This is a genomic window from Duganella margarita (genome assembly GCF_009857535.1).
Taxonomy (GTDB): domain Bacteria; phylum Pseudomonadota; class Gammaproteobacteria; order Burkholderiales; family Burkholderiaceae_D; genus Rugamonas; species Rugamonas margarita.
The window spans coordinates 41,145-57,556 of record NZ_WWCS01000003.1 but is presented as its reverse complement, the minus strand read 5'-3'; the positions used below and the strand labels follow the sequence as shown (position 1 = coordinate 57,556).

General features: G+C 62.6%; 13 protein-coding genes. 9 read left to right on the top strand and 4 right to left on the bottom strand.

Annotation, left to right across the window (positions count from 1 at the left end):
* Positions 1–73 precede the first annotated feature (73 nt).
* Positions 74–928: a 3-deoxy-8-phosphooctulonate synthase gene (kdsA, locus tag GTP55_RS05090; RefSeq protein WP_110844633.1), complete on the bottom strand. Its 855-nt coding sequence runs from the start codon at positions 926–928 to the stop codon at positions 74–76.
* Positions 925–2,574, bottom strand: a complete 1,650-nt coding sequence (pyrG, locus tag GTP55_RS05085; RefSeq protein ID WP_161043893.1) for a CTP synthase — start codon at positions 2,572–2,574, stop codon at positions 925–927. The genes kdsA and pyrG overlap by 4 nt, the downstream gene beginning before the upstream one ends.
* A 144-nt stretch (positions 2,575–2,718) precedes the next feature.
* On the opposite strand from pyrG, the gene GTP55_RS05080 reads away from it, so the two are divergent.
* Together GTP55_RS05080 and GTP55_RS05075 are read left to right on the top strand one after the other, a co-directional pair.
* Positions 2,719–3,138 carry a PRC-barrel domain-containing protein gene (locus GTP55_RS05080; RefSeq protein WP_161044234.1) on the top strand — a complete coding sequence of 140 codons (420 nt, stop codon included), beginning with the start codon at positions 2,719–2,721 and terminating at the stop codon, positions 3,136–3,138.
* Complete coding sequence (locus tag GTP55_RS05075; protein WP_161043892.1) at positions 3,138–3,314, top strand: hypothetical protein; 177 nt, start codon at positions 3,138–3,140, stop codon at positions 3,312–3,314. The genes GTP55_RS05080 and GTP55_RS05075 overlap by 1 nt, the downstream gene beginning before the upstream one ends.
* Here the strand turns inward: GTP55_RS05075 and GTP55_RS05070 are convergent, their stop codons facing one another.
* Positions 3,315–6,470, bottom strand: a complete 3,156-nt coding sequence (locus tag GTP55_RS05070) for an error-prone DNA polymerase (RefSeq protein ID WP_161044233.1) — start codon at positions 6,468–6,470, stop codon at positions 3,315–3,317.
* Positions 6,471–6,526: 56 nt separating this feature from the next.
* Complete coding sequence (locus tag GTP55_RS05065) at positions 6,527–7,327, bottom strand: alpha/beta fold hydrolase (protein ID WP_161043891.1); 801 nt, start codon at positions 7,325–7,327, stop codon at positions 6,527–6,529.
* A gap of 89 nt (positions 7,328–7,416) precedes the next feature.
* Between GTP55_RS05065 and GTP55_RS05060 the strand changes: the two genes are divergently transcribed.
* From GTP55_RS05060 to GTP55_RS05030, 7 genes are all read left to right on the top strand, one after another.
* Positions 7,417–8,205 (top strand): PhzF family phenazine biosynthesis protein, encoded by a 789-nt coding sequence (locus GTP55_RS05060; RefSeq protein ID WP_161043890.1) that lies wholly within the window; start codon positions 7,417–7,419, stop codon positions 8,203–8,205.
* Between the two features lie 131 nt (positions 8,206–8,336).
* A complete protein-coding gene (locus tag GTP55_RS05055) occupies positions 8,337–10,733 on the top strand; it encodes a TonB-dependent receptor plug domain-containing protein (protein ID WP_371868285.1) in 2,397 nt (798 codons plus the stop codon).
* A 55-nt stretch (positions 10,734–10,788) separates the two neighbouring features.
* Positions 10,789–11,151 carry a hypothetical protein gene (locus GTP55_RS05050; protein WP_161043888.1) on the top strand — a complete coding sequence of 121 codons (363 nt, stop codon included), beginning with the start codon at positions 10,789–10,791 and terminating at the stop codon, positions 11,149–11,151.
* An 83-nt stretch (positions 11,152–11,234) separates the two neighbouring features.
* Positions 11,235–11,720: a DUF2844 domain-containing protein gene (locus GTP55_RS05045; protein WP_161043887.1), complete on the top strand. Its 486-nt coding sequence runs from the start codon at positions 11,235–11,237 to the stop codon at positions 11,718–11,720.
* Between the two features lie 10 nt (positions 11,721–11,730).
* A complete protein-coding gene (locus tag GTP55_RS05040) occupies positions 11,731–13,443 on the top strand; it encodes a DUF3443 family protein (RefSeq protein ID WP_161043886.1) in 1,713 nt (570 codons plus the stop codon).
* Between the two features lie 74 nt (positions 13,444–13,517).
* The gene (locus GTP55_RS05035) at positions 13,518–15,635 is read left to right on the top strand and encodes a bifunctional 2',3'-cyclic-nucleotide 2'-phosphodiesterase/3'-nucleotidase (protein ID WP_161043885.1); all 2,118 of its coding nucleotides are present in this window, start codon (positions 13,518–13,520) and stop codon (positions 15,633–15,635) included.
* A 14-nt stretch (positions 15,636–15,649) separates the two neighbouring features.
* Complete coding sequence (locus GTP55_RS05030) at positions 15,650–16,375, top strand: tetratricopeptide repeat protein (RefSeq protein ID WP_161043884.1); 726 nt, start codon at positions 15,650–15,652, stop codon at positions 16,373–16,375.
* Positions 16,376–16,412: the final 37 nt, after the last annotated feature.

Sequence of the window (16,412 nt, the reverse complement as noted above, 5' to 3'; positions counted from 1 at the left end):
ACAGCGGGAATCCATACTTCGCAAGACGGGCCGCGCGGCATGGATTCCCGCCAGCGCGGGAATGACGAACTGCTTAGTTGAAGCTGTTCTCCAGGAAGCCAGCTTTTTTGGTAGCGCGGTCCAGTTCGATCAGAACGGACAGCAGGTCCTTCATGCGGCCCAGCGGTACGGCGTTGGGGCCGTCCGACAGGGCTTCTGCAGGGTTGGGATGGGTTTCCATGAACAGGCCATCGACGCCCACCGCCACGGCCGCGCGCGACAGCACCGGCACCATCTCGCGCATGCCGCCCGAGGAAGTGCCATTGCCGCCCGGCAGTTGCACCGAGTGGGTGGCGTCGAACACGACCGGTGCGCCGGTTTCGCGCATGATCGCCAGCGAGCGCATGTCCGACACCAGGTTGTTGTAGCCGAACGAGGCGCCGCGTTCGCAGGCCATGAAGTTGTCGTCAGGCAGACCGGCTTCCTTGGCGGCAGCGCGCGCCTTGTCGATCACGTTCTTCATGTCGTGCGGGGCCAGGAACTGGCCCTTCTTGATGTTGACCGGCAGGCCGGACTGCGCGCAGGCGACGATGAAGTCGGTCTGGCGGCACAGGAAGGCCGGGGTCTGCAACACGTCCACCACTTTCGAGGCCACTTCGATGTCTTCGATCGAGTGGACGTCGGTCAGCACCGGCACGCCCAGTTCGCGTTTGACGGCGGCCAGGATCTCCAGGCCCTGCTCGCGGCCTGGGCCGCGGTAGGATTTGCCCGACGAGCGGTTGGCCTTGTCGAACGAGGCCTTGAAGATGAATGGAATGCCCAGTTCGGTGGTGATGTCCTTCAGCGTGCCGGCGGTATCGAACGCCATCTGGCGCGATTCCACCACGCAGTTGCCGGAAATCAGGAAGAACGGCTTGTCCAGGCCGACGTCAAATCCGCACAGTTTCATGCTGCCTCTCCTGCTGCCTTGTGGGCCAGCGCTGCCTTGATGTAAGACGTGAACAGCGGATGGCCGTCACGCGGGGTCGATTTGAATTCCGGGTGGTACTGCACGCCCATATACCATGGGTGCGAATTGTCGCCGGTACGGGGCAGTTCCATGATTTCGCACAGGTCTTCGGTGGGCGTACGGGCCGCCACCACCAGGCCGGCCGCTTCCACGCGCGGCAGGTAGTGGTTGTTGGCTTCGTAACGGTGACGGTGACGCTCGGTCACCACCGCGCCGTAGATTTCCGACGCCAGCGTGCCTGGCTTGATGGCGCAGGTTTGCGCGCCCAGGCGCATGGTGCCGCCCAGGTCGGAATTCTCGTCGCGTTTTTCAACCTTGCCGTCCTGGCCTTGCCATTCGTCGATCAGGGCGACGACGGGCTGGGCGGTGTCGAGGTCGAACTCGGTCGAGTTCGCTTCGGTCAGGCCGGCCTTGTGGCGCGCGTATTCGATCAGCGCCACCTGCATGCCGAGGCAGATGCCCAGGTAAGGAATCTTGTTTTCACGGGCGAACTGCGCCGCCATGATCTTGCCTTCCACGCCGCGCTTGCCGAAGCCGCCCGGCACCAGGATGGCGTCGTACTTGGCCAGGTTGTCGCAACCGGTGGTTTCGATCTCTTCCGAGTCGATGTACTCGATGTTGACCTTGGACTCGTTGTGGATGCCGGCGTGACGCAGCGCTTCGGTCAGCGATTTGTACGACTCGGTCAGTTCCACGTACTTGCCGACCATGCCGATCGACACTTCGGTCTTCGGATGTTCCAGCGTGTAGATCAACCGGCTCCAGACCGACAGGTCGGCCGGCGCCGGGTTGAGGTCCAGCGCTTCGCAGATGATCGCGTCCAGGCCCTGGTCGTGCAGCATTTGCGGCACTTTGTAGATGGTGTCGACGTCCCATACGGAAATGACGGCCTGCTCTTCGATGTTGGAGAACAGCGAGATCTTGGCGCGTTCGTCGTCCGGGATCGGCCGGTCGGCGCGGCACAGCAGCGCGTTCGGCGAGATGCCGATTTCACGCAGTTTCTGTACCGAGTGCTGGGTCGGCTTGGTTTTCAGTTCGCCGGCGGAGGCGATGAACGGCACCAGCGTCAGGTGCACGAAGGCGGTGTTCTTGCGGCCAGCGCGCAGGCTCAGTTGACGCGCGGCTTCCAGGAACGGCAGCGATTCGATATCGCCGACGGTGCCGCCGATTTCGCACAGGGCCACGTCGTAGCCTTCGGCGCCGCGACGGATGTAGTCCTGGATTTCATTGGTGATGTGTGGAATCACCTGCACGGTCTTGCCCAGGTACTCGCCGCGGCGTTCCTTGCGGATCACCGATTCGTAGATCTGGCCGGTGGTGAAGTTGTTCACCTTTTTCATGCGGGTGGAAATGAAACGCTCGTAGTGGCCCAGGTCCAGATCGGTTTCGGCGCCGTCATCGGTGACGAACACTTCGCCGTGTTGCATAGGCGACATGGTGCCCGGATCGACGTTGATGTACGGATCGAGCTTGAGCATGGTGACTTTGAGGCCGCGCGATTCGAGGATCGCGGCGAGGGAGGCGGCGGCAATCCCTTTACCAAGGGAGGACACAACGCCACCGGTGACGAAGACAAATTTGGTCATTGCGGATGGTGCCGAACGGCACATGCGGGAAATTGAAATTATACACCAAAACCCCCGATTCTTCATCTTCCATGTGCATCAGCGTACAGACTCGGCATGTCAAAAAGCACAAACTGAACGCTCAATAGTTAAAGGAGATTCATGATGAGCTACGAAGATCGTGATCAATATGGCATGTATGTGGACAACGGCCATAAGGGTCCTGGCCCTGAACTGATGGGCGCTGACACGTTGATCGGCGACCATGTCCACAACCTGCAAAACGAGCACCTGGGCGAGATCAAGGAAATCATGCTCGACATGCGCACCGGTAAAATCGCCTACGCGGTGATGTCCTCGGGCGGCGTGCTGACCATCGGCGAAAAACTGTTTGCCGTGCCGTGGGAAGCACTGACGCTGGACACCGTCAACAAACGCTTCACGCTCAACCTCGACAAGGAACGCATCGAGGCGGCGCCGGGCTTTGACAAAGACAACTGGCCCGACATGGCCAACCAGACCTGGGCCAGCCAGGTCCACAACTACTACGGCATCGGCGGGGATACCCGTCCAGGGGTGCGCTAATGTTTGCCGCCATCCTGGTGCTGGCCGGCATTGCCGGCGTGGCCGGTCACTGGCTGTATCGCAACTACCTGGGCCGCCCAAAGCGGCTGCGGGGCAGCAGTCCCGTCATGCTTAGCAGTTGGGACGACGGGCAGGAATCCATGGTGGCGGTACATTTGCGGCGTAGAAACCGTTAATTAGCAAAAATCGCGGCTGGTGGTCGGCAGCCTGCCCAGCAGGTGGGACATGTCGACCAGCCGCTTGGCAACCAGGTGGCGCACCATGCCCTCCTGTTGCCACACTCCATACACTCCCAGCAGCGGCGCACTCAGCACTTCGCGCCGCTGCTGCTCCAACAGCGTTGGCCAGATAATGACGTTGACGCTGCCGGTTTCATCTTCCAGTGTCATGAAAATCACGCCCTTGGCGGTGCCGGGACGTTGCCGTACCGTGACCATGCCGCAGGCGCGCGCCACCATGTTGTTGGTGTAGCTGTTGAGGATCTCCGCCGGCATGAAGCGGTGCTTGAGCAGCGTTGCGCGCAGCAGCGCCACCGGATGGCGGCGCAGTGTCAGGCCGTGCGAGCGGTAGTCGCCGAGGATGTCTTCGCCTTCGCTGGGCGCTTCTAGCGCCGGCGTTTCCTCGACCGGCATGGTGGGACGCAGCAAATCCTTGTCCGGCACCGCGCCGACCGCTTGCCATAAGGCCTGACGCCGATGGCCGGAGAGCCGGCTCAGCGCATCGCCGCCGGCCAGCACTTGCAGCGCATGGCGGTCGAGATCGGCACGCCGTGCCAGATCGGCCACGCTGACAAACGGACCGGCGGCGCGCGCGGCTTCGATGCGCAATGCGGTGTCCTCGCGCATGCCCTTCAGCATGTTCAGCCCCAGCCGCACGGCCGGCTGCCCGCGCTGGCCGGCCGGCTCCTCCAGCGACGTCTCCCAGCCGCTGATGGTCACATCGATTTCGCGCACCACCACGCCGTGGCGCTTGGCGTCCTGCACCAGTTGCGACGGGCTGTAAAAGCCCATCGGCTGGCTGTTCAGCAGCGCGCACAGAAACGCCGCCGGCTCGTGGCATTTGATCCAGGAACTGAAATACGTCAGCAGCGCGAAGCTGGCCGAGTGCGATTCCGGAAATCCGTATTCACCGAAGCCCTTGATTTGCTCGCAAATCGCTTCGGCAAATTTTAGATCGTAGCCACGTGCCGTCATGCCATCGATGATTTTTTTCTGATATTTCTCCACGCCACCCTTGCGCTTCCATGCCGCCATGGCACGGCGCAACTGGTCTGCCTCGCCCTCGGTAAAGCCGGCAGCGATTTGCGCAATCTGCATGACTTGCTCCTGGAAGATCGGCACGCCCAAGGTGCGCTCCAGCGCCGCCTCCAGTCCCGGAGGACAATACTTTTCGTTCTTTATGCGTCGCTGCAGATAAGGATGGACCATCCCGCCTTGTATCGGCCCGGGCCTGACGATCGCGACTTCGATCACCAGATCGTAAAATACCCGGGGCCGCAGGCGCGGCAGCATGCTCATTTGCGCCCGCGACTCGACCTGGAAAACGCCAATCGTATCGGCTTCGCATAGCATGTCGTAGGTTGCAGGATCTTCCTTGGGGATGTCTTGCAGCAGCAATGGCCGGCCATACTTTGCGCTCAGCAGCGTCAGCGACCGGCGCAGTGCAGACAACATGCCCAGCGCCAGCACATCCACTTTCATCAGTCCCAGTTCTTCCAGATCATCCTTGTCCCACTGGATGACATAGCGATCTTCCATGGTTGCCTTCTCGACCGGCACCAGCCGCGTCAGCTTGTGATGCGAAATCACAAAGCCACCGGGGTGCTGGGATAAATGGCGAGGAAAACTCAATAGCGCAAAGGCCAGCGCCGCCCACTGCTGCGCAACCTGAGACTCGGGATCGAGACCGCACTCCTCCAGCCGCGCCACCAGATCGTGACGGCTGTCGAACCAGCGTTGCGACTTGCAGACCTTTTCGACAATCGCCAGATCGACGCCCAGCGCCTTGCCGCTGTCGCGCAACGCGCTCTTGGGACGGTAGCTGATCACCACCGCCGCCAGTGCGGCCCGGTCACGGCCATATTTTTTGTAGATGTATTGAATCACTTCTTCGCGCCGCTGGTGCTCGAAGTCCACATCAATGTCCGGCGGCTCGTTGCGCTCCTTCGAGATGAAGCGGCCAGTCAGCATATTGCTGCGCTCCGGATCGACCTCCGTCACGCCCAGGCAGTAGCACACCACCGAGTTGGCCGCCGAGCCCCGGCCCTGGCACAGGATCTCCTGCGAGCGGGCGAAGCGGACGATGTCATACACCGTCAGGAAATACGGCTCGTACTTCAACTCGGCAATCAGCTCCAGTTCCTTCTCGATTTGCGCGCGCACCTTGTCGGATGGACCATTGGCCCAGCGCCGCAACGTGCCGGCGTAAACCTCCTGCCGCAGATAGCTGGCCGAGGTGTGGCCGGGTGGAATCAATTCGTGCGGATATTCGTAGCGCAGCTCCTGCAGATTGAAGCGGCACTGCGCGGCGATGTTCAGCGTTTCCGCCAGCGCCGCCGGCGGATAAAGATTGGCCAGCTGCACGCGGGCGCGCAGATGCTGCTCAGCGTTCTGCGCCAGCGCGTAGCCGCACTCGCTCACCGGCTTGCCCACGCGGATCGCCGTCAGCGTATCCTGCAACGGCTTGCGCGAACGCACGTGCATGCAGACCTGCCCCACCGCCACCACCGCCATCTGATGCTGCGACGCTACCTCGGCAATGCTGAGCCGGTGCGCCTCATCAAACGAGCGCAGCAGCAGATTCAGCCCCATCCAGACGCGGCCGGGAAAGGTCGATTCCATCCACGCCGCCTGCGCGTGCAGCCGGTCCACATCGCCGGGCCGGTGCGCCGGATATTCCGGCAGCAGGATCAGCAGGCAATCCGGCAACCCTTTCAGATGCGCAAACTCCGGCGGTGGTGCAGTCAGGTCCGACGGCGTCAGCAGATAGCTGCCCTTGGCCACGCGGTTGCGCGCGATCGTAATCAGCTCGCACAGATTGCCGTATCCCTCTTTGTTTTTCGCCAGCGCTATGAAGGACAGCGCAGGCGTGCCATCCGGATTCGTCAGCCGGAAATAGCTGCCGATAATCAGCGGAAACTTCGTCTCCTTGGCCTCGGCGTGAGCACGCACTACGCCCGCCAGTGAGCATTCATCAGTGATGGCCAGCGCCGCATAGTCCAGCTGCACCGCGCGCGCAACCAGCTCCTCGGCATGCGAAGCGCCTTGCAGAAACGAAAAATTGGACAAACAGAACAGCTCGGCATAGGCCGGCAGTCCCAGGGCGGGTAGCATGCTCATAATGAATACTGTGTTTTTATACAGTATTTTACACTACCTAATATTAGGAACTATTTCCGTTGCGCGGCCATCATTTGCTGGATGGCGTCGATGATGAATTGGGGCGAGGCGGTTTGCATCTGGTGGTCGGAATCTACCACGATGGTTTTGGCTTGCGGGTACATGGCGCGCACGAAGGCAATGGTTTGCGGGTCTCTGTTGATGACGCCGAAATCGACCGGAACGGCGGTTGCACCTTTGGGCTGGTTGATCAGGCGGATCATCGGCTTGTCGTCGATATTGCCTTGGGCTAGCACCTGCTCTCCTGTCTCGTAGATGCTGCCGATTTCCTTGCGCACCATGCTGGAGAAGAACAGCCATTCGCCGGCCCGCGTCATCAGCGGAAAGTCTTCCGGCTTCTTGATGACGCGCGGATAGAGCGCATCGACCAGCACGATGCCGGCTACCTCGTCCGGATGGCGCTTGGCGAACAGCTGCATGTACAAGCCGCCCAGCGAGTGACCGACCAGGATGTACGGCGGCGCCAAGCCTTCATGCTGGAGGTTGCGGCGTAGTTCTTCGACGATGGTCAGACCGTCGCGCGGCGTGTCGGTAGAGGCGCTGCTACCATAGCCGGGACGGTTGTAGGCAAACACCGAGGCCTGCGGCGCGATGCCGTCGATGACCTTGTCCCATTTGTCCACAGTCGCGCGTGAGCCGTTTTCAAAAACCACTGTGGCTGAGGCTGCCGGATTTTTCACCGCTACCAGCTCCACCTTGCGGCCGTCGATCAGTTGAGTGGTGACGGTGGCCGCCAGCACCGGACTAGTCAACAGCAAGCCCGCCAGGCACATCACGGTACGTTTTATCATAATGCCATCCCTAACGAAAATTGCATTTTTCCAGACTGCGCGCTCCCAAGCGCGGAGAATGCGATGAAACGCAGATACGGAGACTCAGAATGCAAAATTCACAAGTACGAGAATTGCTTTGTTTTGGCGTTACGCCGGGCAGCGGCAATGCGGCGCTGGTGGTTCAGCACGACCAATCCAGCGCTGATCAGCGCCAGCAGTTCGCCAGGGAACGCAACAAGCCTGCCTGCGTGTTTATCGATACGGCGACCGATGGCAGCATCGTGCTGGATTTTTTCTATCCGCATAGGCGCAGCCCGCTCTGTTCGCACGCGACGCTGGCGGCGGCGCGCGTGCTGCTGTCGGCCGAGCGGCCACGATTGGCAGTGCGCACCGCCATGCATGGCCAGCCGCTGACGTTGATCCTGCAAGGCGGCGAAGTGTTCCTGCAACTGTCGCCTCAACCAGCCCCGCAGGTGGCCCTGCCCGACGGACTGGAGCAGCAACTGCTGGCCGCGCCCGGCATCCTTCTGGCCTCGCCACCGGCGATCGCCTCGGTCGGCAGCCCCAAGCTGCTGCTGGAGGTAGCGGACAGCGCCACGCTGCAAGCGCTGACGCCCGATCTGCAAGGCATCGCCGACTGGGGCAAGCAGCACGGCGTCAGCGGCGCGTATGTCTGGTGCCGCCGCCCCGACGGCGCGCTGGAGGGCCGCAGCTTCAACCATCTGGACCCGGCAGCGGAAGACGGCGCCACTGGCGTGGCCGCTGGTGCGCTCGCTGTGTTGCTCAAAAGCAGCGTTACGGTCTACCAGGGCGCCAACCTCGGCACGCCCTGCCAGCTGCGCGCAGAGTTCCTCGATGAAAGTATTTTAATCGGTGGGAAAACCGAATTTGCGTAGTGCTACGTAGAGTGAAGACGCGAGTGGCGCGTGCATACAACACAAAATAATGTTTGCGCGTCAAATGATACGAAATCGTCTATCGATATGAAATATTTGCATAGAATTAAATTTTCATGGGAGATGACGACGTGTTCAAAACAAAAACCTTACGTAAAGCCGTGCTGATCAGCCTGTACGGCGCCAGCGCGGTCGCAGTCACCCCGCTTACTCATGCGCAAACCTCGGCGCAAACAGATCCCTCCATGCAATCGGTCAGCGTGATCGGTTCGCGCCGCGCCACCAGCTCGGCCACCGATACCGTGGTGCCGGTTGATGTGATTCCGCTGAGCAAGATCAGCGAATCGGGCGGCCAGTTCGACCTGGCGCAAACGCTGACCTATATTTCGCCATCGTTCAACTCGACCCGCCAGACCGGCTCCGACGGCGCCGACCTGGTCGACTCCGCCGCGCTGCGCGGCCTGGGCTCGGACCAGACTCTGGTGCTGGTCAACGGCAAGCGCCGCCACACCACCGCGCTGGTCAACCTGTTTGGCGCGCGCAACCGCGGCAACACCGGCACCGACATGAACGCCATCCCGATGCTGGCCATCAAGGACGTGCAGGTGCTGCGGGACGGCGCCGCCGCCCAGTACGGCTCGGACGCGATCGCCGGCGTGCTGGATATCGGCCTGAAGAAATCCAAGGGCTGCGAAGCGGTCGCCGGCTTCAGCGAATACTCGCGCCGCGACGGCAAAAACTACCTGGCCTCGGCCTACTGTGGCGTTGACATCGGCAACGGCGGCGTGCTCGGCATCACCGGCGAATACCTAGACCGTGGCCGTTCCAACCGCGCCGAAGACGGCAACCCGCGCACCATCGGCGACAGCAAGACCAAGAACCAGACGCTGTACCTGAACGGCGAACTGCCAACCGTCGGCACTGGCCGCCTGTACCTGACCGCCGGTGCACAAACCCGCGACGCTTCGTCCGGCGCCTGGGCACGCGGCGGCATCGACAGCGACGACATCCCGTCGCGCAACTCGGCCGCCATGTACCCGAACGGTTTCGTGCCGTTCATCAACGCCACCATCGACGACCGCTACGCTACCATCGGCCACCGCAACCAGGTCGGCGAATGGAATATGGACCTGTCGCAGACGTACGGCTACAACAAGATGATCTACGACATCAGCAACACGCTGAATGCGTCGATCGCCAACAAGGACCTGCTGGCCGGCGGCAAGGGCATCAGCCCGACCAGCTTCAACGCCGGCGGCTTCTCGTTCGAGCAGCTGACCACCAACCTCGACTTCAACCGCTACTTCGACGGCGTCATGGGCCGTGGCCTGAACGTCGCCTTCGGCGCCGAGTACCGTCACGAGAACTACAAGATTTACGCCGGCGAAACCGGCTCGTACATCGACGCCGACGGCGTGGGCATCGGCGGAGCTGCCGGCAGCCAGGGCTTCCCCGGCTTCCAGCCGGCCGATCAGGTCGACGCCAACCGCCACAACGTCGCTGCGTACCTCGATCTGGAAGCCGACCTGACCGACACCGTCAAAGCTCAGGGTGCAGTGCGCTACGAGAAGTACAGCGACTTCGGCTCGACCACCACCGGCAAGCTGGCCGGTAGCTGGCGCGTGGCCCCGACCGTGCTGTTGCGCGGTTCGGCGTCGACCGGTTTCCGCGCGCCGTCGCTGCAGCAGATGTATTTCTCGTCGACCTTCACCGACTTCATCGGCGGCGTGCCGACCGACGTGGTGCTGGCGCCGAACAATAGCGCGGTGACCAATCTGGCCGGCATTCCCAAGCTGAAGGAAGAGAAATCCACCAGCTTCACGCTGGGCTCGACCTGGACACCGACACAAGCCGTGTCGGTGACCGCCGACCTGTACCAGATCAAGATCAAGGACCGGATCGTGCTGTCCGGCCGCTTTGACGACAGCAACTACCCGGACCTGGCGAGCAAGCTGGCGACCCTGGGCGTGGGCCAGGCGCAGTTCTTCGTCAACTCGGTCGACACCAAGACCAAGGGCCTGGATCTGACCGCGTCGCACAAGGCCACCTTTGGCGCCGACAAGCTGACCACCTTCCTGGCGCTCAACGTCAGCAAGACTGAAGTGACCGGCATCCACGCGCCGGCGTCGCTGAAGGGTTATGAAGATGTGCTGCTGTCGGAGAAAGAACGCCTGTACATCGAACAAGGCGCGCCGCGCTCGAAGGCCACGCTGGGCTTCGATTACGTCCACAGCGCCTGGGAAACCGATCTCAAGCTGATCTACTTCGGCCCGCAAACGCTGGGCACCTACAGCGGCACCGCCGCCGGCGTGGCCAACCAGCACTATGACGCCAAGGCTTCTGCCGACCTGAGCTTCACGTACACCATCAACAAGAACATGAAGTTCACGTTTGGCGGCAACAACATCTTCAACGTGCATCCGACCACGCAGAATCCGGATGAGACCGACAATGGTTTCAAGTACGAGTCGGTACAGTTCGGCCTGAACGGCGCCTCCTACTTCGGCAGGCTCTACGTGAAGTTCTGAGCTAGCTCAATGGTGCGCGTTTGACGGCGGCAGTGACGGGGAATACGATCCTGGTATGGAAACCAGGATCGCAAAGCTCGAAGAATTCGCAGCCGACGCCAAGGAAAGATTGGTGAAGCTGGAAGAATTCGCTATAGACACCAAGCAAAGGCTGGTGAAAATAGAGACCCGCCTGGACCAGTGCGCCACTAAGTCCGACCTCGAAGCGTTACGAGCCGAAATGCACAAAGGTTTTGCCGATATGATTAAGTGGATCGTCGGCACTGCCATTGTGTTGGGCGGCACCGGCATCGTCGTTATTACTTTCGTGCTCAACAATGCGGTGCCCAAAACGCCGCCGCCGGCGCCTCTGCCGCCGGTGGTGATCTACACTCAGCCGGCGCCGGTTGCTCCTGCGGCTGCCGCGCCGCGCATGTAACGTTTTATTACATATCGCTAACCTAACTGAACACGCGAGCATTCTAGACTACCATTGTCTTTATTTTCGGCAATGGAGCAAGTATGCGCCGCGCACTCACCCTGATGTTATTCCTGTCCATGCTCCAAGGCGCACTCGCCTGGGCAGCACTGGGCGGCTCGCCGTCCGACTTCGGCGGTAACACCACCCAAATCCGCATGGCGGCGCGCAGCCTGGCGGCCACCAGCACCAGTAGCACCAACAGCGCCACCACCACGGCGGTCTACACCATCAGCCAAAGCACGCTCGACAGCGGAACCATCGTGCGCGAATACACCGACGCCAGCGGCGTGGTATTTGCCGTCAGCTGGACCGGCCCGACCCTGCCGGACCTGCGCACGCTGCTCGGCGCTAAATTCACCGTCATGACCAGCAACGCTGCCAAGCGACCCAAGGCCGGTCACTCGCAACTGGCGATCGACCAGTCCGACGTGGTCATCGTCTCCAGCGGCCACATGCGCGCGTACTCCGGCCAGGCCTGGATTCCCAGCGCACTGCCGGCCGGCTTCGACACCACCACCATAGAATAAGGGAGTCTGCATGAAATTTGCTCATCTGGCAGGCGCCTTGCTGTGCCTGGCGCTGGCCGCCTGCGGCGGTGGCGGCAGTTCGTCGTCCACCGCGACCACCACCAGCACCACCGAATCGATGGCCGCTGCCACACCGGTCGTCAGCATCAGCGCCACGCCGACCGCCACTACCACCGGCCAGGTCGTCACGCTGACCTGGAGCGTCGCCAATCCAACCGGCAGCAGCTGCACCGCCTCCGGCGCCTGGAGCGGCACGCTGGCCACCAGCGGCACCCAGACCGTCACCGCCGGCGCGGCAGGTACCGCCAATTACACGCTGACCTGCGGCAGCGTCAGCAACACCGCCGTGGTGACCGTGGCCACGCCGCCGCCCTCGCCCACCGTCAGCCTGACGCTGGCGCCGGCCAACATTACCACCGCCCAGAGCACCACGCTCAGCTGGTCGTCGGCCAACGCCACCAGTTGCACCGCCAGCGGCGCCTGGAGCGGCAGCAAAGCCACTTCCGGTTCGATGACCATCACCCCGACCGCCGTCGGCAGCTTCACCTATAGCATGACCTGCAGCGGCGACGGCGGCAGTGCCGACGCCAGCACCGCGCTCAGCGTCACCGCAGCGCTGAGCAACAGCACCGCCATCCTGGTCGACAGCGGCCCGAGCGGCGTCAGCGGCGTGATCAATGTGCCGTATGTCAGCGTCACCGTCTGCCGTCCCGGCACCACCACCTGCCAGACCATCGACCACGTGCTGCTGGACACCGGTTCCTACGGCCTGCGCCTGCTGGCCAGCCAGCTCAGTTCGACGCTGGCGCTGCCGGCCGTGAGCACCGCCAGCGGCGCCGATGCCGGCGAATGCGGCAAATTCATCAGCGGCTACACCTGGGGCGCGGTGCGCCAGGCCGACGTCAAGATGGCCGATGAAGTGGCCTCCGCCATTTCGATCCAGGTCATCGGCGACACTGGCAGCAGCTACACCAGCACGCCATCGAGTTGCAGCAGCGCCGGCAGCAATATGGGCACGCTGTCGGCGCTGGGCGCCAAGGGCATTCTCGGCGTCGGCATGTTCAAGCAGGATTGCGGCAGTTCGTGCGCCAACGCCGCCATCAGCGGCGTCTATTACGCCTGCGCCAGCGGCAGTTGCAGCGCCAGCGCCATGCCGCTGGCCAGGCAGATCAGCAATCCGGTGTCCTCCTTTTCGGTCAACAACAACGGCCTGCTGATCACCATGCCCAGCGTCGGTACGGCCGGCCTGACCTCGGTCAGCGGCACGTTGGTGTTCGGCGTCAACACGCAGAGCAACAACACCATCGCCAGCGAGACCATCTTCAAGGCCAACAGCAGCGGCGACTTCACCACCACCTACAACGGCAAGGCCTACAGCGCCAGCTTCATCGACAGCGGCTCGAACGGCTACTTCTTCGCCGACAGCAGCATCCGCCAATGCTCGGGCGGCGACTTCTACTGCCCGGCCTCGACCTTGTCGCTCAGCGCCACCAACACCGCGTCCGATGGCAGCGCCAGCGGCGCGGTCAACTTCAACGTCGTCAATCTGGTCAACCTGGCCTCGACCGTCAACGCGGCGCAGGTCGGCGGCACGGTCGGCAGCAGCAACGCTTCCAGCAACTATTTCGACTGGGGCCTGCCGTTCTTCTATGGCCGGCGGGTGTTCGTGGTGATGGAGAACAACACCGTCGCCGGCAAAGCCGGACCGTACTGGGCATATTGATTTGCGCAATGTCATAGTGTTGTCACGATAAATAGCTAAAGTCGCAACCTTGAATTTTCCCCTTCGAGGTAGTGATGAAATTGAATCTGGTGATGCTGGCTGCCATGACGGCAGCCGGCCTGGTAGCATGCGGCGGCGATAACAATCCTGTGGCAGTAACCCCACCCGCCGCGCCGGCGATCCCGGAAGGCACCACCGTCACCGTGGCATTGTTGGAGACCACCGACATCCACGCCAACGTGATGAGCTACAACTACTACTCGCTGGCCGAGGACACCAGCCTGGGCCTGGAGCGCACGTCGTCGCTGGTCAAGGCTGCGCGCAGCGAGAACCCGAACAACGTCCTGCTGGACGACGGCGACACCATCCAGGGTACGCTGCTGGGCGACCTGCAAGCCGTCACCAAGCCGATCGCCTGCACCGACACACTGGCCGTGCACAAAGTCATGAACGCCATGAAGTTCGACGGCGGCGGTTTCGGCAACCACGAATTCAACTACGGCCTGCCATTCCTGAGCCAGGTCACCAATACCGACTTCGGCATTCCGGGCGTGACCAAGCCGAGCGGCACCTGCGGCGCGCCGGCCTTCCCGCTGGTGCTGACCAACGTCACCGGCGTGGCCAGCGGCAAACCGATCGTCCAGCCATACACGCTGCTGCCGCGCACCTTCTCGGCCACCAAGCCGGACGGCAGCAAGCTGGATGTGAAAATGAACATCGGCATCATGAGCTTCGTGCCGCCGCAGATCCTCGAATGGGACCAGAAAAACCTGGCTGGCAAAGTCGCCATCACCGGTGTGCAGGAAGCCGCCAAGCAATACGTGCCGGAAATGCGCACCAAAGGCGCCGACCTGGTGGTGGCGCTGTCGCACGGCGGCCTCGACCCGAGCGCCTACAGCCCGAAAATGGAAAACGGTTCCTACCACCTGACCAGCACCGGCATCGACGCGCTGCTGATCGGCCACTCGCACCTGATCTTCCCGAAAGGCAAAGAGACCGGCGCGGCGGCACTGGATCCATCGTTCGCCGCCTTCCCGGCCAGCGCCAACATCGACGCTGTCAACGGCTTCGTCAACGGCGTGCCAACCGTCATGGCGCAAAGCTGGGGCCGCCGTCTGGGCATCATCAAGCTGACCCTGGCCTACACCGGCGGCAAATGGGTGGTGCAGCCAGCAAAGACCACGGTGGAATCGCGCGGCTTCAAGTACACCGACGGCACCACCAACATCGCCGCCGACAGCAGCGTCGCGCCGCTGGTGGCCAGCGAGCACGCCGCCACCATCGCCTACGCCAAGCAGCCGTTGGGCGTGACCACCGACTTCGAGATGTCTTCCTACTTCTCGCTGGCCGGCGACGTCAGCGCGATTCAGCTGGTCAACCAGGCACAGCTGGCGTATGTGAAGAACTTCATCGCCACCAGCACCGACGCCACGCTGGCCGGCTACAAGAACATTCCGGTGATTTCGTGCAGCGCGCCGTTCAAGGCCGGCCGCAACGGTCCTTCGGACTTTACCGATGTGGCGCCGGGCGCCTCGCCGACCGCGCCGATCGGCCTGCAAGTGCGTAACCCTGGCGATCTGTACCTGTACTCGAACAACAACCTGCAAGCGGTCAAAATCAAGGGTTCGGACCTGAAAGCCTGGCTGGAAACCGCCGCCAAGCAGTTCGGCCAGATCGACCCGGCCAAGACCGCCGAGCAGGATCTGGTGCCGAGCTACAGCACGATCTACAACTACGACGTGTTCTACGCCGAGAACAACGCGCTGACCTACCAGATCGATGTGACCAAGCCGGCCGGCAGCCGCATCGTCAACCTGACCTACCTGGGCAAGGCCGTCGCGGATGGCGATGACTTCATCGTCGCCACCAACGACTACCGTGCAGGCGGCGGTGGCGCGGTGCCTGGCATCGACGGCAGCAAGACCATCATCAAGTCGCCGGACGCCAACCAGACCGTGGTCAGCAACTACCTGACGGCGCAAGGCGCGGCCAGCGGCAAGGTCACGCTGAGCGGCAACGGCAGCGCGCGCAGCTGGAGTTTCGTCAAGGTGACGACCGCCGGTCCGGTGATCCTGCGTTCGGCGCCGGGCCACCTGTCGGTCGCCAAAGGCAGCGGCCTGACGGCGGTAACGGCTGAAGGCGGCCTGGACGCCAGCGGCTTCGCCAAGTACACCATCGACCTGAGCAAATAAGCCGAGGAAAGACCATGCGCACCCTGACCGCAGCGTTGCTGAGTTCGGTTTTGCTGTTCGGCTGCCAGATGCAGCACGAAAAACCGACCTCGGCGCAAATCGAAGTCATCGGCATGAAGGCCAAGCAGGAAGCGGACGCGCACGCCGAGCGTAAGCTGATCGCCTGGTCGGAGCAGAACCTGCCGGTGGCGCAGCGTGAACTGGCGATACTCTACCAGTCGCGCCCCGAGCAACGCGCCGACGCGCTCAAGCTGTTTGAGCAGGCGGCGCGAGGGGGCGATGTCGAAGCCGCCTTCCAGCTGGGCGAAATGCTGCGGGTCGGCGTGCTGGGCGTGCCGGCTGCACCAGCGGCGGCAGCGCCGTGGTACGCGCTGGCGGCCCAGCATCAGCACGCCAAGGCGGCGCTGGCGCTGGGCCTGATGGTCAAGAACGGCAATGGCGTGCCGCGCGATGCGGCACGGGCAGCGCGCCTGTTGACTCAGGCGGCTGAGTTGGGCAATGCGCATGCGATGTTCCTGCTCTCCAACATCTACCGTTCAGGTGAAGGCGTGGCGCAAGATACGGCCAAGGCCCGCACCTGGCTGGAAGAAGCGGCCGAGCACGAATATCCACCGGCGCTGCAGGAACTGGCGATGACCGTTCAGCTGGGTGACGCCTTGTCGGCCAGGGACGAACGCCGCGCCGGCGAGCTGATGAAGGAGGCCAGCGAACACCGCCGCAATAACTGGAATAGGTTCTAAGCAACAACGTCGGGTCATTAGCGTGGTGCGGCGCACA

Bases quoted from the DNA above. Each gene is read 5' to 3' on its own strand.
- kdsA (WP_110844633.1), bottom strand. From the start codon at position 928: ATGAAACTGTGCGGATTTGACGTCGGCCTGGACAAGCCGTTCTTCCTG.
- pyrG (WP_161043893.1), bottom strand. From the start codon at position 2,574: ATGACCAAATTTGTCTTCGTCACCGGTGGCGTTGTGTCCTCCCTTGGT.
- GTP55_RS05080 (WP_161044234.1), top strand. From the start codon at position 2,719: ATGAGCTACGAAGATCGTGATCAATATGGCATGTATGTGGACAACGGC.
- GTP55_RS05075 (WP_161043892.1), top strand. From the start codon at position 3,138: ATGTTTGCCGCCATCCTGGTGCTGGCCGGCATTGCCGGCGTGGCCGGT.
- GTP55_RS05070 (WP_161044233.1), bottom strand. From the start codon at position 6,470: ATGCTACCCGCCCTGGGACTGCCGGCCTATGCCGAGCTGTTCTGTTTG.
- GTP55_RS05065 (WP_161043891.1), bottom strand. From the start codon at position 7,327: ATGATAAAACGTACCGTGATGTGCCTGGCGGGCTTGCTGTTGACTAGT.
- GTP55_RS05060 (WP_161043890.1), top strand. From the start codon at position 7,417: ATGCAAAATTCACAAGTACGAGAATTGCTTTGTTTTGGCGTTACGCCG.
- GTP55_RS05050 (WP_161043888.1), top strand. From the start codon at position 10,789: ATGGAAACCAGGATCGCAAAGCTCGAAGAATTCGCAGCCGACGCCAAG.
- GTP55_RS05045 (WP_161043887.1), top strand. From the start codon at position 11,235: ATGCGCCGCGCACTCACCCTGATGTTATTCCTGTCCATGCTCCAAGGC.
- GTP55_RS05040 (WP_161043886.1), top strand. From the start codon at position 11,731: ATGAAATTTGCTCATCTGGCAGGCGCCTTGCTGTGCCTGGCGCTGGCC.
- GTP55_RS05035 (WP_161043885.1), top strand. From the start codon at position 13,518: ATGAAATTGAATCTGGTGATGCTGGCTGCCATGACGGCAGCCGGCCTG.
- GTP55_RS05030 (WP_161043884.1), top strand. From the start codon at position 15,650: ATGCGCACCCTGACCGCAGCGTTGCTGAGTTCGGTTTTGCTGTTCGGC.